The following is a 23630-nucleotide window of genomic DNA, read 5'->3' on the forward strand; positions in this document are numbered from 1 at the left end:
CGGCGCTTTTGTCCACCTCAAGTGGACAAAAGCGCCGTTCATCATTCAGGACCGCCGGGTCACCTTGTTCGCCACCACGAGCGGGGCGAACTGGACCCAGTCGACGTTCGGTCCCCACGCACCGGGATTGCCGAACGTGACCGCGCCGGACTGCGTGACCAGGTCGAGCGGCGAGGTCTCCAGCCAGAAACCGTCCCACGTGTAGTTGTGGCGGTACCGCGCGGCCGTCGCCTTGCCGCCCGCCTCGGTGGCGACGAGCGACCGGTTGATGATGTCGGTGTTGTACGGGTGGCCGGTGTTCTTGTCGGCCTGGGCGTAGGAGACGGTCAGGTTGTACTGACCGGCACCGACGCCGGTGCGCGGAACCGTCAGCGTGCCGTTGTTGCCGAGGTAGCCGACGTAGGAACCGCCGGACGCCCAGGGGCTCGACGCGATCGTCGCGCCGCCCGCGAGCTGACCGGCCTCGGCCTCGACGCGGACCGCGTTGCGGTCGGCCGCGGCGTCACGGGTGACCGTGAGCGTGCCGGTGGCGAGCGGGGTGCGGCCCTCGTTGGACAGCTTGACCTCCGTGATGCCCGCCTTCAGGTGCACCGTCGTGCTGCCGCTCCACGCACCGGCGCAGGTGGTGGTCAGGTCGGCGCCGGTGACCCTGCGGCCGGAGAGCGTGAGACCGAGCGTGCTCCTGCCGGTCGCGGTCAGCGTCGTGTCGAGGCGGTAGTACCCGTCCTCGGCCGCGGACACGTAGGTGGTGACGGACTCGCCCGCCCGCAGCATCGCGCTGGAGCCACGCGCTTCGGAGAGCGGGTAGACCGTCCTTTCCGGACCGGTGACCTCGGTGAGATCGACGCGGTCGAGCGTGATGTCCGACGAGCCACCGAGGTAGCCGCCGGGACCGCTGGTGCGCAACGAGATCCGGTGCGTGCCCGCGGTGAGCTGGACCGGCGTGTCGTACCGGCCGCGGTAGGTCCAGCCCAGCGTCGCGGGCAGGGTCAGGTTCCGCACGTGGGCGTCGTCCACGTAGAGGGCCTGCTGGCCGACGACCGCGTTGGTGCCGTAGAAGACCCCGAGCTTGTACGTGCCGGTGCGCGGCACGGTGACGTTGACCGTCACGCGCGAGTCCGGCCGGTTCATGGAGCCGACGTCCTTGCGGCCGGACGTGGTGTAGCGCATGGCCATGTCCCACGAGCCCGAACCGTCGTCCTGGACGTAGACCCGGGCGTTCTCGACCGTGCCGTTCTCGGCCTCGTAGCTCGCCTGCCACGGCGCGTTCGCCACCGGGGCCGCACCCGAGGCCGGCGTGATGATCACCTGGTACGCGGCGAGCTGGTCACCACCGGGCACCTTGACCGTCGCCGCGCCGTTCGCGACGCGGATCCGTGACGCCGCGACCACCGGCGGCTGGCCCGCGTCACCCTCGTAGCCGCTCCAGCTGGTCTTGGAGATCCGCACGTCGACCTGGTCGCCGAACACCTTGCGGTCGATTCCGGTGAGCGCGACGTTCACGTCGTTCGCCGTGCCGCCGAGCAGCACCGTCGCCTTGGCAGCGCTGCGGTTCAGGGTCGCCATGCCCTGCAACGTGTCCCTGACGTTCGGCTGCGGAGGCGTCACCTTGACCGTGTTGCCGGACAAGTCGCCGTACCACTTCGTGAGCCACCAGCCGCCGTTGGCACGGTTCGCGCGCACGGCGTGGTCGCTGAGGTTGCCGGCCATGGACCAGAACGCCATGTGACCGTCGACCTTGGTGTCTTCCAGCATGGTGATCCACTGGACCATCTGGCTCGGCACCGAGGTGTCGCGCTTGTTGGTGTACTCGTTGATGACGATCTCTCTCGGCGAGATGCCGAGCTGCTTCTCCATCTCGCGGTACTCCGCGTAGTTCTTGCGGTAGTTCGCCAGCGAGTCCGGGCCGAGCTCGTGCCAGCTGGTCAACTCCGGCAGCACGTTGTTCGCCTTGGCGTAGGTGAGGAACTCGCGCAGGTGGTCCGCGCGGTACCGGGTCTCACCGATGCCGGCGATGCGCGCGTTGGGCAGCACGGACTTCACCAGCCGGTAGATCCTGGTCCAGTCGGCGAAGAACTTCTGCTTCTTGTTCGCCCAGTCCGAGTACCAGATGCCGTCCGGCTCGTTGAAGATCGTCCACACGAACTTGTCGCGGTCGGGGCGCTGGGCGACCTTCTCCAGCTGTGGCCGCAACTTCGCGGCGTAGTCGTCGATGCCCAGGTCCTCGTACGGCCACTTGCTGTACACGTCCTGCGCGTAGATGTGCATCTCGGTGCCGCCCGCGGCGAAGTAGCCGTCGGCGAGCTTCAGCGCGTCGCCGTTGGGGTGCTGGTCCCCGTCCGGCGCCTTCTGGGAGATGCTGCGCGGCCGCATTCCCGCGATCAGGTCCTGGGACGGCACGCCTTCGTCGCCGAGACCGTAGAGCATGCCCGTGGCGCCGCCGCGGAACGCGCCCGTCGAGGAGGCGAGATCCACACGCAGGGTCTCGGTCGCGGCGACGGCGGCCGGTGAGGACAGGGTGGAGAGCGCTAGCACGGCAACGACCGCGCAGGCAGGGACACGCATCGGAGCTCCGTTTCGGATCACTTGACGGCACCGCCGGTGATGCCGGAGATGATCTTTCGTTGGGCGACGGCGAGCACGACGACGAGCGGCAGGCTCATCAGCACCACGTAGGCGAAGATCAGGTGCCAGTTGTTCAGGTACAGACCGGCACTCGCCACGCGGAACAGGTTCAGCGGCAGGGTGTCGAGCCGGCCGCCGACGACGAAGAACGCGTAGAACACGTCGTTCCACACGTACAGGCAGATCAGGATCGTCGCGGTGGCGAGCACCGGCCGCAGCAACGGCAGAACGATCCGCCAGAACACCATCAGCGGGCCCGCGCCGTCGATCTGCGCGGCCTCCTCCAGCGCCGGCGGGATCGTCCGGACGAAGCCGGTGACGAAGAAGATCACCGTGGACAGGTAGATCCCCGTGTAGACACCGATCATGCCGATGGCGGAGCCCGCGAGCCCGAGCTGACGCAGCAACAACACGACCGTGACGACGGCGGGTGGCAGCACGATCCCGCTGATGCCCAACGCGTACAGCACCGCGTTCAGCCGGGTCGCGCGGCGGGCCAGGACCCACGCCGCCATCGACCCGAACGTCAGCAGCAGGGCGACCGTCGGCACGACGACCAGCAGGCTGCCGAAGAACGCGGCGGGCACCTCACCTTCGGTCCACACCTGGCGCAGGTTCTCCAGCAGCTGCCAGTGTTGCGGCAGGGAGAGATCCGGGTTGAGCGCCTCGCCCTGGGACTTCCCCGCGGTGACCACGACGAGCCACAGCGGGATGCCGATGACCACGAGCACGAGCGCGGTCACGGCGAAGGGTTGAGCCTTCCTCACAGCACCGCCTCCCGCCTGCGCAACGTCCGGATCACCGGGAACGCCAGCAGCGCGACGAGCAGGAACAGCACCAGGCTCATCGCGGTGGCCTGGGCGAACAGGCCCTGCCCGAACGTGCGGTAGATGAAGATGTTGAGGATCTCGGTGGTGCGTGCCGGTCCACCGCCGGTCGTGGCCTGGACGATGTCGAAGCCGTTCATCGACCCGAGCAGCGCGGTGGCCACGTTGAACGTCACCGCGGGCGCCAGCAACGGAAACCTGATGCTCCAGAACGCCCTGGTGCGGGAGGCGCCGTCGATGCGCGCCGCCTCCATGAGGTCCTCGGGAATCGTCTTCAGGCCCGCCAGGTAGATGAGCATCGACAGCCCCATCCACTTCCACGCGTGGATCACCGCGACCACGACGATCGTCCAGGTGGTGTCACCGAGCCACGCGTAGTCGATGCCGAGCAGGTGGTTCAGACTCCCTTGCGGTTTCAGCAACGCCTGGAAGATGTAGCCGACCGCGAGTGCGGACATCAGCACGGGCACCAGGAAGAAGATCCGCGCCACGCGGTTGAGCGTCGTGTCGCGTTCGAGCAGCACTGCCAGCCCGAAGCCGAAGAGGTTCTGGAACAACGCCACCAGCACGGCGTAGACGAGCGTGATCCGCACTGCGCGCAGCAACGTGCCGTCGGCCGCGAGCTGGGCGAAGTTGTCGAAGCCCACCGGGTTGATCGCGCTCTTGAAGCCGGACCAGTCGGTGAACGCGTAGACGAAGTTGAACAGCGTCGGCAGGAAGAAGAAGACGAGCAGGATGGCGAAAGCCGGGGCCAGGAACCACATCGGGTGCGTCTGCCGCCTGATGTGGTTGCGGCGCGGCGGTTCCGGCACGGGGAGCGGCCGCGCCGGCGACCGCTCCCGCACTGCTGAGGAGGTGACGGACATCAGAACCCCGGCGCCCCTGCCGCCTTGGCCAGCTGGGCGAACTGGTCCTGCGTCGCCTTCGCGACCTGTTCCGGTGTCATCGTCCCGGCGATCATGTCCGCGAGGTTGATGTACAGGTCGGGGTTCGCGACGGCCAGCGCCTGCATGGAGCCGACCGCGGTGCCCAGCGACGCGTGCACGTCGAGCAGCGCCTTGGGCACACCGGCCGGGTTGGCGACCGCGGGCTGCAACGAGACGGTCTTGCGGGCGTTGACGAACTCCTGGTAGCCGGGACCCATCCAGTACGACAGCAGCTGCCTCGCGGCGGCCTCGCGCTTGGCGTCACCGGTGCGGAACGCGACGAGGGCGTTGGACTGGTCCGGGATGAACGTGCCGACGTTGCCGGAGGGCGAGATCGGGAAGAACCCGATCTTCTTGTCGAGCGTCGCGGTGTCGGACTTCGCCTGCAGCTGCCCGAAGAACGAGTTCACCTGCACCGCCATCGCGGCCTTGCCGTCGAGCAGCGCGGCGCCCTGGTCCTCGAACTTCGCGGTCTTGATGTCGGCGTTGAACAGGCCCTCGTCGATCAGCGACTTGTACTTCTTGATCGCGTCTTCGACCACTGGGCTGGTGAACGTCTCCTTGCCCGTGTTGATCTTTTCCCAGAGCCCGTTCTTGGCGGCGTCGGCGAGCTGGACCTGAACCCACCACTGCGTTGCCCAGCGGTCGCCCGCCATCTCGAAGAACGGCGTGACGCCCTTGGCCTTGAGCGCCCTGGCCTTGGTGATCATGTCGTCGAAGTTCTTCGGCAGCTCGGTGATCCCGTTGGCCGCGAAGACTTCCTTGTTGTAGTAGACGCCTTCGACGGCCGGGCTGGTGACCAGCGCGGCGTACCGGGTGCCGTCGAGGATGCCGGTGATGTCCTTCAGCTCCGGCGCGAGCTTGCCGAGCCAGGGCGCGTCGGTGAGGGGCTGGAGGTTGGTCTTGGCGTTGATGGCCGTGAGCATGGACGCGGTGGGCTGCCAGAAGGCGAGGTCCGGCTTGTCACCGGTGGCCACCTTGGTCTGCACGCCCTGCTCGTACGGGTCCGGGATGGTCACGACGTCGACCTCGGCACCGGTCGCCTTCTCGAACGCCGCCACCACCTGCTCCGGCACGGTGTTGCTGTTCTGCGCCGCCCAGACGGTCAGCTCGACACCGCTCAGTGACGCGGTGGGGTCTGCCCAGGAGACCGGGCCGCCGGCGGCGCTGTCCGCACCGGGGTCGCTGCACGCGGTGAGCCCCAGCAGGAGGGCTGCCGCAACGCTGATCCAGCTCTTCATCGGGTGGATCCTTCGGGTGAGGGAATCGTTGTGATCCGGTACAGGCGTGCCGAGGCCGGCAGTCGCCGGGCCGTCAGGGTCAGATTCTGTCCATCCCAAGTGGACGTCCACTCGGGAAGGTCGCGAGGGTGGAGCACTTCCAGGTCGATGTCGCTCTTGCCCAGGTGCGGCAGCGGCAACGTGACGCTCTCCTGGTCGCTGTCGCGCTGCCACACCGCCAGGTAGGTGACGTCACCGGAGGTCAGCGCGAGGCTCAGCCAGCTGTCGTCCCACGCGGGCAAACCCAGTGGCCACAACGGAACCGAGGTCGCGAGATCCGCCCGGATCTTCTGGTGGACGCGCACCGCGGCCCGCACGGACTCCAGCTGCGCGGCCGTCATGAGATCGAGACGCCCCGACAGGTACAGCCGGCCGAGCATCCCGGTGCAGAGCGTGAAGGCGATGTCCTCGTCGGACATGTCCGGCTGCGGATAGGCCCAGCTCGCCGACTGCTCCGGCAACAGCGACATCGGTGCCGCCACGGCGATCGGCGGGTAGCGCAGGGGGTCCTGCTGGTCGCTGGTCGACTGCAGCTGCATCCGGGCCATCATCGCGTAGTCCATCCGCATGGCCCCGGACGCGCAGTTCTCCAGGATCAGACCGGGATGCCGGTCGAGAACACCGTCGAGCCACGCGAGGTGCGCCCGGTTGGCGGCGAGCAGGCCGGCGCCGGGGCTGTCCGACGCCAAGTCCGTACCGGCACCGGCGTCGATGTTGTAGTCCAGCTTGAAGTACCCGATGTTGAGCTCTTCGACGAGCCGGTCAACTACGTCGTCGAGGTGCTTGGCGGCACGGGGATGGCGCAGGTCCAGGTGGTAGCGCCCGTGCTCGACGAGCCGGACACCACCGCGTTGCAGGAACGCCGCCTCGGGCAGGCGCTCCGCCATCGGACTGCGCACGCCGATCACCTCGGGCTCGAGCCACAGTCCCGGCACCATGCCGAGATCGCGGATGTGCGCGATCACCTCTTCGATCCCGCCGGGAAACCTGGTGTCCGACGGCTGCCACTCACCGACGCCGTCCCACCAGCTCGACCCGTTGTCGTACCAGCCGGCGTCGATGCAGAACACCTCCGCACCGGCCGCCGCGGCCGCGTCGACCAGTGGCAGCAGCTTCTGGGTCGTGGGATCACCCATGATCGTGTTCATGTAGTCGTTGAACACCACCGGAAGCGCGGCCCGATCCCGGTGCGGCCGCACGATCTCGCGGCGATGTTTCGTGAGCGCCGCAATCGCACCGTCCACACCGGACTGTGACACCGCGACCGACACCGGCACAGAGGTGAAGGACTCGCCGGGCAGCAGCCGGTGCTGCCACTGGTGGTCGATGTCGGTCGGCCCGAGCAACGCGAGGTAGGCGCCGTCCATTCGTTCGGCCACCTCCCACCGCCAGGGCCCGTTGTGCTCGATCTGCCACAGCCAGGCCTGATTCGTCCGGCGGTCGACAAGACCACCCGTGGGCAGAACCGTGCCCGTGGACCACGTGCCGGTGCTGACCACCTTGAGGCTGCCGCGCCCGTCCTGGCCGTGGAGTTCCAGGTTGAGGTCGGGCAAGGCGTTCTCGCGCAACGGCCGGCGGGTCCAACGGCCTTCCCCGAGCCACTCGCTGTCGGCCCGCAGCACGTCGAGGTCCTCGATCTTCGCCTTGAAACCGGCCGCGAAGGAAGTGAGACCCAGCAGGGTCAACGACTCCGGACCCCGGTTGGTCACCGTGGTGGTGATCTGACAGGCCGCAACCCCGTCGACCGACCGGAACGTGGTGCGCGCGGCCAGCCCGGTCTGCTCGTCGCGCAGGTCGACGTGGAGCTCGCTCCACTTGCCGTCGGTGCGGCGGGCCGAACCGGCGTAGACCAGGCGCCGGCCGACGGCGGTTTCGGAGAAGCGGTGGGAGACCCTGGCTCGGCCGTGGCCTGCTACGAGGACCTCGACGAGGGGTTGGGCGATGAGGGGGTGATCGGTGGGGGCGTTGGCGGAGGAGCGACCTGTGGAGTCGGCCGCGTCACCACCGGCGGAGAGCGAGCGCACCGCGACCGATCCGTCCGGGGCCACGTCCACCACGAGTTCCAGCGCAGAATGCCCCCAGGCCACGCCGGTGCTGGACTCGATTGAGATCACTGTCGCCCCATTCATGCTGGTCAATTCGGTGTGACCGGTCACATCGTCGGCACAGTGTGAGCGTTAACACAACGTTCGCGAAAGGGTGCGTTACGCAGTTGTTACGGCAGAGGGGCTGCGGACTCGCGGACCACGAACCGCGGTGGAGTGGTCACCCACCACGACTCGCTTCCCCAGACCACCCACGACTCAGCACGCAGCCGGCGGCGCCGTCGACTCACGCACCACCAGCGACGGCGGCGCCAGCGAGATCACCTGCCGCGGCTCCCCTGCCAGCTCCGCGGCGATGGCCGCCAGACACGCCCGGCCGAGTCCCACGAAGTCCATCCGCACCGTCGTGAGCGCCGGCGTCCAGTAGGCGGCGCCGGGCACGTCGTCGAAGCCGATGATGCTCACGTCTCCCGGCACGTCCCGCCCGGCCTCGTAGAGCGCGCGCCGCACTGCCAGCGCCGTGTCGTCGTTGCCGCACAACACCGCCGTCACGTCCGGGTCGGCCGCCAGCCGGGCCCCCGCCAGGTACGCGGACCGCACGTCCCAGCCCGCCGTCAGCACCTCGGGCACCGGCACGTTCGCCGCTTCGAGCGCGGCGCGCCACCCCGACTGGCGGGCACTCGTGCCGCTCTCCGACGGGATCGCCACGTGGTGCACCGTGCGGTGGCCCAGTTCCAGCAGGTGCGTGGTCGCGTCGACGGCGGCCTGGCGTTCGTCCAGGAAGATCATCGAGCGCGGTGTTCCCGCCAGGCCGCCGGCCTCCGTGGCGGCCACCGCGGGAACCTGCGGCGGCAAAGCGCGCAGCACCTCGGCGCCTGCGGTGTCGAACGCGATCACCACAACGCCGCCCGCGTCGGGGTCGCTGACGTGCTCGACCGCGTGCTGGACGTCGACCGGGTCGTCCGACTCGACCACGCGGACACCCACGGCGAAACCCGCGGACCGCGCCGCCTCCTCGATGCCCTGCAACGTCGCGGCGTAGCCGTACAGCGTGGTGTTGGCCACCACCACCGTCACCGTGTTCGACACGCCCGACCCCAGCGCGCGGGCGGCGCGGTTCGGGCGGTAGCCGAGCCGCTCGATGACCTCGAGCACGCGCCTGCGGGTGTCGGCGTTGACCCGCGGCGAGTCGTTCAGCACCCGTGACACGGTCTGGTGCGAGACGCCGGCCGCGGCCGCGACGTCCCGGATGCTCGGTGTGGCGGAAGATCGTCGTGTCACGCCGCCAATCGTGATCGCTGCCGGTCGCGGCGTCAAAGTCGCGGCCGACGGTCACGGACCGTCCTTCCTGGACGGTGGCCGTTCGCAACACTGCCGTGTCGGCGACATTTCCCACTGACCGCGTTGAGCACGTTGGGGCGTGCGTCGTGTCGTCTTGCGTTGGCGGTTTCGTTGGGTCGTATGACGAGCTTTGGTTGCGTCATCGCCGCTTCGCGACGATTGCGATTGGGGCTTGACTTCGGGGCCCTTGCGAGGCGCTCATCGGCCTTGAAAAGCCGGGCAATAAGAGCCCGGCCGATCCAACCAGCATAGCACCTCGCGCCCAAAGTCAAGCCCCAATCGCAATCGTGCGTGGTTGCGTTGGGTTGTTCGGCTTCCGTCATTACCGCTTGCCCGATGACGCATAGCCCTGTCCGGCTCGGCTTCGCCATCGCGGTTGTTGGGTGCTTGGCTTCGGCTCCGCGAGATTGACTGTACTGGACGTGACCACGCGGGACGCTCATGCGGGATTACCTCTGCGGGACTAGCTCCGCAGGATTGATCTCGCGGATTGCCCTCGCCGGATTAGCCTCGCGGGAATCGCCTCCCGGAATTGTCTCTACGCGGCTGTAGTACCACGAGGCAGGGGGTAACGGCCGCCCCATGCCGCCGTTGGTTCTCGGCGTTGGCGAGGGTGCCTGGCGGTGGCCCGGCAGCGGTAGCGAGAGTGCCTGGCCGTGGCCGGGGCGGGCTTCAGCGGCACCGCTTGGCCGTGGTCAGGCGGTGTTGATCAGGTTGCGTCTGGGTCTTTGTTGCGGATCGAGCCAGGCCGGCGGGTAGAAGGTCGGGATGCCGTTGATCATCCGGACTTCCCACTTGCTCTGGTGGATCAGCGTGTGGTGCGCACGGCACAGCAACACCGCGTTGTCGACCGAGGTGTCCCCACCGTCGGCCCAATGCCGGACGTGGTGGCCGTCGCAGTGCCGGGGCGGTCTGTCACAGCCCGGGAAGGCACAGCCACGATCCCTGAGAACCAGGGCCCGGCGGATGCGGGCCGGGAAGCTACGGGTCTTGCGGCCGATGTCCAGCGGCTGACCCTCGCCACCCAGTACGGCGGGGATGATGCCCGCGTCGCAAGCCACCCGGCGGACCTGATCGGCGGGGAGGTGCTCGCCGGTGTCCAGCATCGCCTCGCCCACCTGCTTGACCAGATCCTCGTAGCGCAAGGTCACCGTCATCGTGACCGGCTCACCACCGTGCTCGGGCAGCTGGTCGGCGCGCAGCATCAACTCGATCAGCTCGGCCAGGGCGTCGCCTTCGCGTCGGGAGCGGGTGCGCGGGTCCGGGCCCTCCCCGGTGTCCGGGCGCGGCTTGGCCAAGGGATCGAGCAGCGCCTCGTACTTCGCGCCGGTGACCTTGTCCAGCTTCGCCCGGATCTCCAGCCGCCCGTTCTTCCACTGCATCGAATGCTCATTCGCAGGCGGCGGCGTCGGGTCGGGCTCGCGAGGCTCGGGGTCGTCCTGATAGAGGGAGTAGGCGAGTTTCCCGCCCAGGGTACGGACCGTGCGGGGCTCGAAGGTGCGGGCGTAGCCCACCACGGTCGCCTCGTGCTCTGCGGGCACGGTCTTCATGACCGCGGCGACGGCCGCGATGTGCTCGACCGACAACGCGCCCTCGGCCACCGCCTGCGCCGTCAGCGGAAGCACCGGAGCCAGTTCGCTGCCAGTCGGGGTGATCTCGCTGGTCAGCAGTGCGGCGGTGTCGATCCACCGCGTGGCGACATGCAGATCCCAGCGGACAACATGCCGCAACACCTGCGGCAGATTCCTGTACCCGAGCTCGCTCGCGGCTCCACGCCGATCCAACTCGGCAATCATCTGCAACGCTGCATTTTCACGGACCCGGATTTCCGTCACCTCGTCGACGAGACTGCGCAGCAGCTCGTCGGTGGAGAGGAGGCGGGTTTCGATCACGTGTTCTACTCTACCGCAAGATCACAGCAAGATAACGGGAAAGTGCGAACACAATCGAGTGAATCACCCAGCCGACCCCACCCCGAACGCGATGCCGAAGGCGAGCCGGACAGGGCTCTGCGAACGCAGGCAAGCGGTAATGACGTGAGCCGAACAACCCAACGCGACCACGCACGAATGCGATTGGGGCTTGACTTTGGGAGCGAGGTGCTAGCCTTTTCGGATCGGGCGGGTGCGGAGCATCCGACCTTTTCCGCCCGACACAGCGCCTCGCAAGGGCCCCGAAGTCAAGCCCCAATCGCAATCGTCGCGAAGCGGCGATGACGCAACCAAAGCTCGTCATACGATCTGCGCAACCACCAACGCAAGGCGAGACGTCGCATGGCAGGTGACCACCCCGCTGAAACCCGCGCCGAACCACCCCAAGCCGACCCGCGCCACCAACCTCGTCGCCGAACTCGAACACTCTGCGATGCCGCGGTTTCGTCGCGACGCGCTAGTGAGCTCCGACCACCTTGCGACCGAACTCGCACGCTTCCTCTATCACCAGGTCCTGCGAGATGGACTTGTCGTGGTGGACGACGTAGTCGAGCACGCCGTGGATCGCGCCGTACAACAAAACCGCGTTGATCTTCGGCTGGTCGATGGAGAAAACACCGGCGTCGGCGCCATCGCTCAGCAGTGTCGACAACATCAGCAGATGGCGGTTCGCCGCCGACACACCTGTCTGCACGTCCGCATCCCCTGGCGCATGGGCGAACAACGCGTCGTGCAGATGCGCGTTGTGCATGTAACCGTTGATCATCTCCACGATCCACGCCTCCAGCCTGCCGAGCCAGTCGTCCTCCGGCAGCCGGGACAACAGCAGCTGCTGCTGCGCGATCAACCGCTCGACCACTCGTTCCTGCAGTGCGGCCACGACGTGGGCCTTGGACTGGAAATAGAGGTAGAACGTTCCCTTCGCGACACCCGCCGCTCCCGTCACGTCGTCGACCGTCAGGCTTGACAGTCCTTTCGTGACGATGATCTGTTCCGCCGCGTCCAACAGTTGGCTGCGTTTGTCCGTTGTGTTCCGCGCTGCCGTCATCCTCATCCTCACGCCCACCTGTGCTGGCGCCCCAGTATGCGCTGCAGGCCGGCACGTCGATTCGAGGTACGGCGGAAACTCGAAGTCGATCGCGCACCCGCGAGCGGCACGTTGTCCGGTGACCTCTGCGGGACGACCACCACCGGAAGGTCTTTCAACCGACCGTTCACGACGGCCGCCGTCAGGACGGACACGGCGGCACCGAGCAGGATCGGAAGATACCCCACTCGATCGGCGACCGCGACGGCCAACGTGCCTCCCGACGACCAAACGAAGAAGCCGACGCTGGTCAGCACCAGGTCCCTGTCCCCCACAAGACAACGCGAGCACACGCTTGCGGCCGAGGCGTTTCACCAGAAATCCCGCGTCGACGAGCATCGGCGGCACCGGCGCGTTGCCCCCCGGTCACACCGATTCAGCTCAGCGGCAACAGGAACACCGCCCAGCGCACCGAGATCGGTCCGCGGCAGCCAGGAGCGGTGGTGCGACTGCGCCCGTGGAAGAAGCCGATCGGCAGGTACTGACCGGCGTGCGGGAACCCGAGCAACCGGAACGTGTCCCGCTTCGAGGTCCCGTTCACCCGAAGCTCAACTCCCGCAATTCGGCCCACTGCCACCGGACCCGTTGCACCGCGACGTGGAGCGGGTCCTCGTTCTCCCGCGCCACGTCGTCGATCGGCAGCGCGACACCCGTGAGCGCGGCCATCGCGCGCACCCACGCCGGTACGACCGCCGCGCGGTACTCCGCGTACGCGTGGCAGCACCGGCGCGCCCAGGCCAGCGCCTGCACGTCCGAGCCGTGCGAGTGCTGTTCCGCGAGCTGCGCCGCGGCCCAGCACGCGGTGCGCAGGTCCGCGGCACGCCGCTCGGTGAACATCTGCCGCACGGTCGCGGCGAAGCTGTTGTCGCGCGCGGCGCGCATGTGCGTCAGGTACACGTCCTCCAGGTCGTGACCGCCGCAGGGCCCGTCGTGGTCGATCCTCATGGCCGCGGCCCCGACGTGATGCGGCGGCCCGCCGCGCGGGACGCCTCGTCGAGCAGCACGATCGGCGTGTCCTTCACCAGGGCACGGGCGATCGTGACACGTCGGCGGCGGTGACAGCCTCCCGGACCTGCTCGTCCGTGCCGTCGAGGAGACAGGTCACGACTTGCGTACAACATACGCACGAAGCCATGCTAACCGAAACTCGTTTCCACCAAGCAAGCGGTCAGCGCGCGAGGAACCCGTCCACCATGGCCTTGAGGCCTTCCCGGAAGACGTCCTGGCTCTTCTGCTCCAGCATGGCGGGCATCACGTGCGCCAGCTCCTCGTACCGCGCCCGGCCGGTGGGCTCCTCACGGTCGTAGGCCCGCGCCGAGGTCGCCGACAGGTGGCCGAAGAACACGTGTCCCCACGTGTAGTGCCAGATGGCGGTGTGCGCGGCGGCCGCGGTCCGCTCGTCCAACCCGGCCACGCGCATCGCGGCGAACATGTGCTCCGACAGGCGCAGAGCGCTCGGCGGCAACTCCTCGACCGCGAGCACGGCCTGCACCACCCAGCGGTTGGCCTCGAGCACTCGGTGAACCTCGACGACGGTCTCGACCAACCGGCTGCCGGGATCAGACGATGCAGGCAGAGGCCGGTCGGTGATCTGCCGGGAGACGGCATCGAGCAGCTCCAGCAACACCTCGCGCTTGTCCGCGACGTGCCGGTAGAGCGACATCGGCGCCGTCCCGATCTCATCGGCCAGCCGCCGCATCGTCAGCACCTCGACGCCGTCGCGTTCGACCACCCGCATCGCTGCCCTGATGATGCGGGCCCGGTTCAGCGGCCCCGCCCGGCCGACCCGCCCTCGTACTCCGTCCTTCACGAACACAGTGTGCACGCAAGGCTTTCGGCCGCTACCGATACCAAAGGTTCCCAATCGAGTCCGGGCGGGCTACAGTGATGACTGACGGTCAGTCATTCCTGTCTGACACGTGTTCGGTCAATGGGGAGTCACTCGATTTCTGTGCCCATAAGGGGGAATGGCGTGTGGTTGCAGGTGTGGATCGGGTGAGACCGATGCCGCTCACACCAATCGCGAGTGGTTTCGGGATGAGCAAGACGTTGGCTGCGGCCGTGGCCGAGGAGTTCCTCATCCCCGGCAAGAGGCACTGTCCACTCGGCGATGCGGTCGACGTCCGCCTGCACAGCGGCCGCACCGGCCAGGTCCGTCGGCCTCTCCGGCGCACCCGGCAACTCCCTGACCTGCGAACGCCTTCCCCGCGGGCACGACGTCACGCTGCCGCGCAAGGTGGATGAGGCCATCAAACCCGGCGGCGCGGTCGTGATCTGCGAGCAGTTCGTCCCGGACGACCGGGACGGGCCTCTGGAAGCCGCACTGCCGAGCCTCGACATGCCGGCGCGCAAGCCACACTGACGATCATCCGGGGGAATTGCATGTACCGCATCGATGCGGAGGTGATGATTCCCGGCAGGGGATCACCCTTGTCCGACGCGACCGTCATCGTCGACGGCCACCGAATCTCCTATGCGGGCCCGCGTGACGGCGCCCCGCCCGAGTCGCACCCGACTGTCTCCGTGCCCGTCGTCATGCCGGGCCTGTGGGACTGTCACGTGCACTTCGCCGGGGTGCGCGAGGGAGCGAGCACCCAGGAAATGATGCTCACCCCGGCACCGCTCGCGACGGCGCGTGCGGTGAAGGACGCGGAAACGTTGCTGCAGGCCGGTTTCACCAGCGTCCGCGACCTCGGCGGCTACGGCGTGCACCTCGCGACCGCGGTCGCGGAAGGCACGGTCCGCGGGCCGTCGATCTACAGCGCGAACAAGGTCATCAGCCAGACCGGCGGACACTCCGACGCGCACCGGCTGCCCTACGAGTCGGTCAGCGATCCGTGCCGTGCCAACGGAATGCAGATTCTCGCCGACGGCGTCGACGAGTGCCTGAAGGCGACCAGGCTGCAGCTGCGCGAGGGCGCACGCGTGATCAAGGTGTGCACCTCGGGCGGCGTCGTGTCCGAAATGGACGATCCGTACCACCGGCAGTTCAGCGACGCCGAGCTCCGCGCGATCGTGGAGGAAGCCGGACGCGCGGACCGTGCGGTCGCCGCGCACTGCCACGGCAAGAAGGGCGTGCTGGCCGCCGTCGCCGCGGGCTGTACGACCATCGAACACGGCAGCCAGATCGACGAGGAGACCGCGGCCGCCATCAAGGAAAGCGGCGCCGTCCTCGTACCCACACGCACGATCTTCGCGGCACTGCACGCGAACCTCGCCGTGCTGCCACCGCACTGGCGGTCCAAGGTGGCACGGCTGGCCGAGGAACATCTGACCAGCATGCAGATCGCACTGTCAGCGGGTGTGCCGATGGCAGCGGGCACCGATCTCGGACTCAGCCTGCCCGGCACTCCCCTGTCCTTCGGCCGCAACGGCGCGGAGTTCGAACACCTCGTCGCCGCGGGCATGACCCCGCTGGAGGCGATCGAGGCGGGAACCGCGGCGGCACCCGCGACCCTGGGCGCGCAGGCGCCCAGGTCCGGTCTGCTCGCGGAGGGCTACGACGCGGACGTCATCGCGCTCGCCGCCGACCCGGTCGCCGACATTTCCGTGCTCACACGACCGGAACTCGTCACGCACGTGTGGCGACGGGGAGAACCGGTCAAGGGCGCGCACACCGATACGACAACGGGGACGATTGATGAGTTTCGACGTCGAATCGACACCACTCGGAGTTAGGCTTCCCCATCCTCGGTCCACAGTGCACTTGTGTGAGCCACCCGTCCCTCCCGACCTGATCGGGCTGGAACAGCGTCTCGACGTCGTCGCGCGGGGGCACGACGCCGTGCTGTTCGTCGAAGGCGGTGCCGGCACGGGCAAAACCACGCTGCTGAGGGCCGCAGCGAGTGCCGCGGAACGGCGCGGTTTCGTCGTGCTCTCGACCGGTGCCAGCCGGTACGAGTCCCACCTCGAGTTCAACCTGGTCCGCCGGCTGTGCGGGTGGGCGGACGAGGCCCCCGACCGCGACAGTCCCGGCGGCCAGGAGGACCTGCAGGCCGCCTGCCGCGACGTGCACAGGACGGTGCTGGCCGCGGCGAGGCAGGCGCCGGTGCTGATCGTGGTCGACGACCTGCACTGGTGCGACCTGTCCTCGTTGCACTGTCTCGCGTTTCTCAGCCGGCGCACGAGCGGGTGGCCGGTCGCCATCCTCTGCTCGAAGCTCAGCGGTGCCAACGGTCCCGATCCGGTGCTGCTGGGCGAGATGCTGCGGTCGCACAGCTCGACGTCGAGGATCCGGCTGGGTCCGCTCCCCGGGACGGCGCTGCGCGACCTCGTCGCGCAGGCGCTCGGATCCGTGCCACCGGGGCTGCCCGCCGCGCTGGCGTGGTGGTGCGGCCGCAACCCGTTCCTGGTCGGCGAGGTGCTGGAAGCGCTGACCTGGTACTCCGAGCTCCCGTCGTCGATCAGCGAGGTCGTGCCGCCGAGCATCCACCCGTGGCTGCTCGGCAGGCTGCCGGACACCGCGCCGGCGTGCGCGCAGGTGGCGCAGGCCGTGGCTCTGCTGGGTGACCACGCCAGGCTCCCGCTGGTGAGCGAGGTCGCCGGGGTGTCGTCGACCGACGCGGCGCACGCGGTCATGGCGATGACCGAGCTCGGGCTGCTGCGGACCGGGGACACGGTGGCGTTCCAGCACCCGGTGGTCGCGGCGGCGGTGCGCAACGCCATCTCGCCGGTCGAACGGCCGGTGCTGCACCTCGTCGCGGCCGAGAAGCTGCAACGGTCGCAGGCCTCACCGCGCGCGGTGGTGTCGTTCCTGCTCGGTTCCGACGCCGTCGAGTCGCCGCTGGCCACTCAGCTGTTCATCGACGTCGTGCACGGCCTGCACGAGAGCGAGACGGCCCAGGCACGGGTACCGCTGCTGCGGCAACTGCTCTCCCGTTCGCTCCCGGACGAGGCGAGGATGAAGATCGTGCACCTCCTCGGCCTCGCCGAGCTCGAGCTCGCGCCGAGCCAGGCGGCCGAACACCTCGCCGAGGCGTACCAGATGACGGACGTGCGGCACCGTGCCGCCGTCGCGATCCAACAGGCGCAGGCGCTGCACTCCCTCGGGCGCGCGGAAGAAGCGGTCGCGTTGCTGGAGGAGGTGGTGTCCTCGACCTCCGAGGACGAGCCCCTGCGCACCCGGATCGAGCTGCAGCTGGTCACCACCGCGATCGACGACCCGGCGCTGCGGGCGGCGGCTCTGCGCGCGACCCGGCGGCTGCAGCGCGCCAAGCACACCGACGGGGCGGAGCGCATCGCGGCGACGCTGACCGGTGCGGTTGCCTGTGACGTGGAACCCGGTGAGGCGTGGCGGTTGCTGGCGCCGACCGGATCGCCGGGGTTGCCGCTGGCGTGGCTGATGACCGCCCGGGCGGTGCTGTCCACCGGGCACTACGACCGAATCCTGCCGTACACCACGGAATGGGTGACGGCGAAACGCCAGGGCCCGGTGCGGGAAGTGCTCGCGCGAAGCCTGCGGGCCGAGGTGTTGCTGCGCCTGGGCAGGGTGACCGAGGCGGCGGTGGACGCGGACGCCGCGCTGGCGGTGCTGAGCACGCTGGACGGCGAGGTCCGGCAGGCGCCGTTGATGGCGGCACTCGGCCCGTTGGTCGACACGGTGCTGGAACGCGGTGACCTGGAGGTGGCCTCGCGACTGCTGGCCGACACCGAGCTCGACGCCGACGCCCCGCCGCGCTGGCACCGGGTGACGTTGCTGCTCGGCAGGGGACGGCTGCGGCAGGCGCTCGGCGACCCGGTGGGCGGGCTGTCGGACGTCCTGCGCTGCGGGGAGCTGCTGTCCTCCTGGGGAGATCGCGGGCCGTACGCCGTGCCGTGGCGGGTGCACGCGGTCCGTGCGCTGCTGGCGCTCGGTGACCGCGACACCGCACGCAGGCTGGCCGACGAGGAACTGGCGGAGGCCCGCAGCCAGGGCTGCCGGGCGCACCGGCTGGGCGTAGCACTGTGCTCGGCCGGTCAGGCGGTGGGCGGCAACGCGGGACTCGATCTGCTGATGGAGTCCATCAACGTGCTCGAGGACAGCGACGCGCAGCTGGATCTGGCGGTGGCGCTGGGCGAACTGGGCAGCGCACTCAGCCGCGCCGGCCGCGCACGCGACGCCCGGCACCGCCTCAAACAAGGCTGTGCGCTGGCCGACGAGGCGGGCGCGACGGTGCTGTCGAACGCGCTGGAACGCAAGCTGCGCGAGGCCGGCGGCCGCGCGCGAGGCCGCGTGCACGGCGTCGACTCCCTCACCGCGACCGAACGCCAGGTGGCGAGGCTCGCGGTGGGCGGAAGGACCAACAAGGAGATCGCGAGCACCCTCTTCGTCACCCGCCGCACGGTGGAGATGCACCTGACCCAGGTGTACCGCAAGCTGCGGATCACCGGCCGCAGCGAGCTGTCCGACATGCTGGGGCACGACTCATGAGCGCAGGTCGCGGCACAGGGCCTTGATCAGCGAGGCCTCCTGGGTGTGCAGGAAGAAGTGGTCGCCAGCGAAGACGTCGACCCGGCACCGTCCCCTCGTGTGCCGGGCCCACGCGTGCAGATCCGCGATCGGGATGTCCGGGTCCAACGTCGCGCCGTACACCGAGATCGGGCAGTCCAGCGGCTCCTCCGGAGAGAGCCGGTAGCACTCGGACACCGTGAAGTCGGCGCGCAACGCGGGCAACAGCAACCGCATGAGGTCCGCGTTGCGCAACACCTCGTCCGGCGTGCCGTTCAACTCGCGCAGCCTGACCACGAACGAGTCGTCGGGCAGGTGGTGAATCCTCGCCTCCCGCAACGGCAGGTGCGGCGCCCGGTGCCCGGAGACGATCAGCCGGGCGGGCACTCGCCCGTGGCGCCTGCGCAGCAGCCGCGCGGTCTCGAACGCCAGCACCGCACCCAGACTGTGTCCGAACAGGACGATCGGCTGGTCGAGGTGGGGCAGCAGGGCGGGAACCAGGTCGTCCAGCAACGGCGCCAGTCGGTCCACCGGCCGGTCGCGGATGCGGCTGCCCCGTCCCGGCAGCTCGACCAGGTGGACGTCGGCCACCTGGTCGAGCGCCTGCCGCAGCGGCGCGTACGCCCGCGCCGAACCGCCCGCGTAGGGAAAACAGAACATCTGAGGACGCACGCGCTCACTCCGCCCTGACCGACCGGACCATCTGACGCGTGCGGGCCGGTCGGCTCGCACGCGGAAAGCACAACACCAGAGGACACATCCGCTCCTGACCTCTGCGCGACCTGGGGTTCTGTCCGAAAACCTCTGGCCTCACCAGCCCAGGTCCCGACGTGGATGAACGGCGCTTTTGTCCACCTGAGGTGGACAAAAGCGCCGTTCATCCACCTGAGAACGCACGCACTCACCCGATCCCGGCCGGAACGGCGACACCCACGTCCGCCGGAACGGCCAGCGTCGGAAAGATGGTGCGCAGCAAGATGTTCTCCGTGCCCTCGTAGATCATGCCCGCCTTGGCGTCCCGGAAGAACTTCTCCACCGGATGAGCCCGGTCGTACCCGATCCCGCCGTGCACCTCCACGGCGACCCCGGCGGCGTACTCGGCGACCTCGGCGGCGAACAGCTTGGCCATGGCGGACAACCGCAACCGTTCGACCGGCGTGCAGCCCTGCTCGACCGCCCGCACCGCCTCGTAGGTCAGCGCCCGTGCGGCCTGCACCCGAGTCGCCACCGACGCGATCGGGAACTGCACGCCCTGGAACGTGTTGATCCGACTGCCGAACTGCTCCCGCCGCGCCGCGTACCGCAGGCTCAGCTCGAGCGCGCCCTGGGCGAGACCCACCATCTGCGCCGCGATGCCGAGCCGGCCGATGTCCAACGCCGCCAAGGCCACCGACCGGCCGGCGCCCACACCGCCGACCGCGTCCACCGCCCGCACCCGCACGCCGTCCAGCGTGAGCGCGGCCGTCGCCGCTGCCCGCACGCCGAGCTGGTCGGTCGGTTCGGCGACAGTCAGGCCTGCTGCGCCGCGGTCGACGAGGAACGCCGAGGCCTCGCTGCCGTCCTGGGACGTGGCGAACACCAGGAACAGGTCGGCGTGCACCGCGCTGCTGGTCCACTTCTTGCGGCCGCGCAACACGAATCCGCCCGGCACCGGCTCGGCGACGGTCCTCAGGTTGAGCGCGTCGCTGCCCGCCTGCTCCTCGGACAGCGCGAAGGCGCCGATCGAGCCGCGGGCGAGCGCGGGCAGGAAACGGCGCTTGAGATCACCGTTGCCCAGCCGGAGGATCGTGCTGACGATCAACGCGTTGTGCACGTCGACCACCACCGCGACACCGGGATCGACCCGCGCCACCTCCTCGATGCTCACCATCGCGTCGAAGAGGGTTCTGCCGCTGCCGCCGTAGGTGCGCGGGATCTCGACCGCCATGAGACCCGACGCGAACAACTCGTCGCGCAGCAGCGCGTCCAGCCGCGCGGTGCGGTCCATCTCGGCGGACCGGGGCCGGATCTCCCGCTCGGCGAACTCCCGGACGGTGTCCCGCCACTCCTGCTCAGTCACCCGCCACCGCCTGCGCGATCCGCTCCACCGTCGGGTTCACCAGCAGGAGGCTGACCGGGACGTCGGCCCCGAACGTCGCCTTCAGCGCGGCGGACAACCGCATGGCGAGCACGGAGTGCAGGCCGAGCTGGCCGAGGTCGGTCAGCACGCCGACGTCCTCCAGGTCGAGCTGCGCGGCGACGACATCCGCCACGCGGCGTTCGAGATCGGTCCGCGGCGCGACCTTCTGCTCCGCCTGGCCGGCGACCCGCAGGTCGGGCAGCGCCGCGTGGTCGATCTTGCCGTTCGGTGTCATCGGCACCGCGTCGATCCAGCCGACGGCGGCGGGCACCATGTGCGCGGGCAGCCGCTCCCGCAGGTGCAGATACAGCTCTGCCTCCGGCACGCGTGAGCCGTCCGGCACCACGTAGGCCATCAGCGCGCCCGACCGCACGATCACGCAGGCGGACAGGACGTTCGGATGTGCCCGCAGCTCGGACTCGATCTCGCCCGGCTCGATGCGGAACCCGCGCACCTTCACCTGTCCGTCGGCGCGGCCGAGGTACTCCAGTTCGCCGTCGGGGCGCCGGCGGGCGAGGTCGCCCGTGCGGTACATGGTCTCGCCCGGTGCGAACGGGTCCGGCAGGAACCGTTGGCCGGTGAGCTCGTCTCGCCCGTGGTAGCCGAGCCCGACCGCGGGCCCGGACACGTGGATCTCGCCGGGAACCCCGATCGGAACCGGCCTTCCGGACGGGTCGAGCAGGTACAGCCGCTGGTTCGGCAGCGGGGAGCCGATCACGCTCGCGCCGTCGCCCCGTTCGATCTCGTCCCTGCCGATCCGGTGGAACGTGCTGACCACGCTGGTCTCGGTGAGCCCGTACAGGTTCACCAGCGTCACGTCCCGCTCGGCCCAGGGCTTCAGCGTGCGCGGGTCGAGCCGGTCCGCGCCGAGGAACACGTAGCGCAGCGCGAGGTCGTCGCGCGGGGCGAACTGCTCGAACGCGGCGGGCGTCTGGCTGAGGACCGTCACGCCTTCCGCGGCCACCAGGTCCTGCAACGCAAGGGGATCACGTGCCAGACCGGGTGGCACGACGACGACTGCGCCGCCGTGCGCGAGCGCTCCCCACATTTCCCAGACGGTGTAGTCGAACGCGTAGGAGTGGCACAGCGTCCACACGTCTTCGGAGCCGAAACCGAACGTCTCCTGCGCGGCCGCGAGCAACGAGAGCACGCCGCGGTGCGTGACGCGCGCACCCTTGGGCTGACCGGTCGAGCCGGACGTGTAGAGCACGTAGGCGAGGTCGTCACCGGTCGTGTCGACGGCCGGCGGCGCGGAGGCCTCCGGCCAGAGCGTCCTGTCGTCGAGCCGCAGCACGGGACGTCCCAGAGCGGACGCCACCTCGGCGACCGCACCGCTCGCCAGTACGAGCGGCAGGTCCGCGTCGTCGGCCAGGTACCGCAGTCGCTCCGGCGGGTACTCCGGGTCGAGCGGCACGTACGCCGCTCCCGCCTTGAGCACCGCGAGCACGGCGACGACCAGGTCGGCCGAGCGTTCCACGCACAGGCCCACCAGGGACCCCGCGCCGATTCCCCGTGCCCGCAACAGGTGCGCGATCCCGTTGGCGGTCTGGTCGAGCCGCCAGTAGGTCATGCTGACGTCACCGCATCGCACCGCGACCGCGGTCGGCTGCCGCTGCACCCACTGCGTGAACCGGTCCGGCAGCGTGCCCTGCGGCACCGGCACGAGCGGCTCGGCGACGTGGGCGGCGAAGGCCGCGATCTCCTCCCGGGGCCGGGGATCGAAGTCCCCGATGCGGGTGTCGGGGTGGCGCACCATCTGTTCGAGCAGCGCGCGGAGCTGCGCCGCGACGGTCCTGCCCGCATCCCTGCCGAAGTGCCGCAGGTCGTGCATGATGCGCAACGGCATGTCGTCGCCGGGCATGATGACCATGGTGATCGGGTAGTGCGTCCGCCCGTCGTACACGGCGTCCACAAGGGACAGTTCGACGTCGTCCAGCTGGAACTGCGGCATCGGCACGTTCTCGTACGACACGGTGGTCTGCAGCAACGGCATCGGCACGTCGGCGAGGCGCTGGATCTCCACGAGAGGCAGCGACCACTGCTCGCGCATCACGGCCTGCTCGGCCTGGAACCGGCGCAGCCAGTCGGACAGCCGCTCCGCCGGGTCGAGCTTCGCGCGGACCGGCAGCGTCACGATCATCGGGCCGAGAATGCCGCCCGCTCCGGGGAGATCCGGTGGCCGGTGTGCGATCGTCACGCCGGTGACGAGGTCATCGGTGCCGAGATGCCGGCTGTGCAGCAGGATCCACGCCGCCTGGGTGATCGTCGGCAGGGTGAGCTGGTGCTGCTTCGCCAGCACCTGCAGTTCGTCCGCGAGGTCGCCCAGCGTGATGTGCACGTAGTCGTGCACTCCCATCACGCCGATCTCGACCGGGTCGGGAGCGAAACCGAGCGGGGCGACGGGTTCGAAGCCCTCCAGCTCCTCCCGCCAGAACTTCTCCTCGGTCGTCGTCGTCCGGCCGTGCCACCAGCCGACGTAGTTGCGGTACGGCACGGCTTCGGGCAGGCCCGGCTCCTCACCCCGGTACAGCGCGCGGTAGCAGGCGAAGAAGTCCATGATCGCGAGCCCGAACGACCAGCCGTCCATGAGCAGGTGCGAGAAGCGCCAGGCGAACGTCCAGGTGTCCTCGTCGCGCCGGATCAGCGACACGCGCATCAACGGCACCGCGGTCAGGTCGAAGCCCTGGAGGCGTTCCTCGACGAGCCACGCCTGGTAACGCCGTTCCTGCTCGTCCGCCGGCAGGTCGCGCCAGTCCTGCAGGTCGAGCGGGAGCGACACGCTCCGGTGCACGACCTGCAGCGGCTCTCCCTCGTCGTTCCAGTGGAACGACGTGCGCAGGATCGGGTGCCGGTCGACCACCGCCTGCCAGGCCCGGCCGAACAGGTCAGGGCGCATCGCACCGGCGAACGTGATGCTGAGCTGCTCCACGTACACGCCACTGGCCGGCTGGTGCAGCTGCTCGTAGAGCAGGCCCTGCTGGATCGGCGAGAGGCCGTACAGGTCCTCGATGTTCTTCGCCAT

Annotated in this window: 18 protein-coding genes; 3 read left to right on the top strand and 15 right to left on the bottom strand. The window is 69.3% G+C overall.

Annotated elements, in window-relative coordinates:
- Positions 1-45: 45 nt before the first annotated feature.
- From ACFOWZ_RS04065 to ACFOWZ_RS04120, 12 genes are all read right to left on the bottom strand, one after another.
- Complete coding sequence (locus ACFOWZ_RS04065) at positions 46-2565, bottom strand: hypothetical protein (protein ID WP_382368833.1); 2520 nt, start codon at positions 2563-2565, stop codon at positions 46-48.
- Positions 2566-2582: 17 nt separating this feature from the next.
- The gene (locus ACFOWZ_RS04070) at positions 2583-3392 is read right to left on the bottom strand and encodes a carbohydrate ABC transporter permease (RefSeq protein WP_382368836.1); all 810 of its coding nucleotides are present in this window, start codon (positions 3390-3392) and stop codon (positions 2583-2585) included.
- Complete coding sequence (locus ACFOWZ_RS04075) at positions 3389-4318, bottom strand: carbohydrate ABC transporter permease (protein WP_382368839.1); 930 nt, start codon at positions 4316-4318, stop codon at positions 3389-3391. Before ACFOWZ_RS04075 ends, ACFOWZ_RS04070 begins: the two co-directional genes overlap by 4 nt.
- Entirely contained in the window at positions 4318-5619 is a 1302-nt protein-coding gene (locus ACFOWZ_RS04080) for an ABC transporter substrate-binding protein (protein ID WP_382368842.1), read from the bottom strand. The genes ACFOWZ_RS04075 and ACFOWZ_RS04080 overlap by 1 nt, the downstream gene beginning before the upstream one ends.
- Positions 5616-7772, bottom strand: coding sequence for a glycoside hydrolase family 36 protein (locus ACFOWZ_RS04085; protein ID WP_382368845.1), 2157 nt, complete (start codon positions 7770-7772; stop codon positions 5616-5618). Before ACFOWZ_RS04085 ends, ACFOWZ_RS04080 begins: the two co-directional genes overlap by 4 nt.
- A 189-nt stretch (positions 7773-7961) precedes the next feature.
- Complete coding sequence (locus tag ACFOWZ_RS04090; protein ID WP_382368848.1) at positions 7962-8984, bottom strand: LacI family DNA-binding transcriptional regulator; 1023 nt, start codon at positions 8982-8984, stop codon at positions 7962-7964.
- A 755-nt stretch (positions 8985-9739) separates the two neighbouring features.
- Entirely contained in the window at positions 9740-10936 is a 1197-nt protein-coding gene (locus tag ACFOWZ_RS04095) for an HNH endonuclease signature motif containing protein (RefSeq protein WP_382368851.1), read from the bottom strand.
- 496 nt (positions 10937-11432) lie between these two features.
- On the bottom strand, positions 11433-11981 hold the full coding sequence (locus ACFOWZ_RS04100) for a TetR/AcrR family transcriptional regulator (protein WP_382368854.1): 549 nt from the start codon (positions 11979-11981) through the stop codon (positions 11433-11435).
- Positions 11982-12438: 457 nt separating this feature from the next.
- The gene (locus tag ACFOWZ_RS04105) at positions 12439-12603 is read right to left on the bottom strand and encodes a hypothetical protein (protein WP_382368857.1); all 165 of its coding nucleotides are present in this window, start codon (positions 12601-12603) and stop codon (positions 12439-12441) included.
- A complete protein-coding gene (locus ACFOWZ_RS04110) occupies positions 12600-13007 on the bottom strand; it encodes a hypothetical protein (RefSeq protein WP_382368860.1) in 408 nt (135 codons plus the stop codon). The genes ACFOWZ_RS04105 and ACFOWZ_RS04110 overlap by 4 nt, the downstream gene beginning before the upstream one ends.
- Positions 13004-13189, bottom strand: a complete 186-nt coding sequence (locus tag ACFOWZ_RS04115; RefSeq protein ID WP_382368863.1) for a hypothetical protein — start codon at positions 13187-13189, stop codon at positions 13004-13006. Before ACFOWZ_RS04115 ends, ACFOWZ_RS04110 begins: the two co-directional genes overlap by 4 nt.
- Positions 13190-13230: 41 nt before the next feature.
- Entirely contained in the window at positions 13231-13872 is a 642-nt protein-coding gene (locus ACFOWZ_RS04120; RefSeq protein ID WP_382368866.1) for a TetR/AcrR family transcriptional regulator, read from the bottom strand.
- 300 nt (positions 13873-14172) lie between these two features.
- Here ACFOWZ_RS04120 and ACFOWZ_RS04125 point away from each other — a divergent pair, with 300 nt between their 5' ends.
- The 3 genes from ACFOWZ_RS04125 to ACFOWZ_RS04135 are packed head-to-tail and all read left to right on the top strand — an operon-like array spanning position 14173 to position 18471.
- Entirely contained in the window at positions 14173-14424 is a 252-nt protein-coding gene (locus tag ACFOWZ_RS04125) for a hypothetical protein (RefSeq protein WP_382368869.1), read from the top strand.
- 20 nt (positions 14425-14444) lie between these two features.
- Complete coding sequence (locus tag ACFOWZ_RS04130; protein ID WP_382368872.1) at positions 14445-15740, top strand: metal-dependent hydrolase family protein; 1296 nt, start codon at positions 14445-14447, stop codon at positions 15738-15740.
- A 22-nt stretch (positions 15741-15762) separates the two neighbouring features.
- Entirely contained in the window at positions 15763-18471 is a 2709-nt protein-coding gene (locus ACFOWZ_RS04135) for a BREX system ATP-binding domain-containing protein (RefSeq protein WP_382368875.1), read from the top strand.
- Here the strand turns inward: ACFOWZ_RS04135 and ACFOWZ_RS04140 are convergent.
- The 3 genes from ACFOWZ_RS04140 to ACFOWZ_RS04150 form a co-directional block, all read right to left on the bottom strand.
- Positions 18466-19161, bottom strand: coding sequence for a thioesterase II family protein (locus ACFOWZ_RS04140; protein WP_382368878.1), 696 nt, complete (start codon positions 19159-19161; stop codon positions 18466-18468). The genes ACFOWZ_RS04135 and ACFOWZ_RS04140 overlap by 6 nt on opposite strands.
- A gap of 229 nt (positions 19162-19390) precedes the next feature.
- Positions 19391-20548, bottom strand: a complete 1158-nt coding sequence (locus ACFOWZ_RS04145) for an acyl-CoA dehydrogenase family protein (protein ID WP_382368881.1) — start codon at positions 20546-20548, stop codon at positions 19391-19393.
- Positions 20541-23630 carry a non-ribosomal peptide synthetase gene (locus ACFOWZ_RS04150; RefSeq protein ID WP_382368884.1) on the bottom strand — a complete coding sequence of 1030 codons (3090 nt, stop codon included), beginning with the start codon at positions 23628-23630 and terminating at the stop codon, positions 20541-20543. Before ACFOWZ_RS04150 ends, ACFOWZ_RS04145 begins: the two co-directional genes overlap by 8 nt.

It is taken from the genome of Lentzea rhizosphaerae, from assembly GCF_042649515.1.
Lineage (GTDB): Bacteria > Actinomycetota > Actinomycetes > Mycobacteriales > Pseudonocardiaceae > Lentzea > Lentzea aerocolonigenes.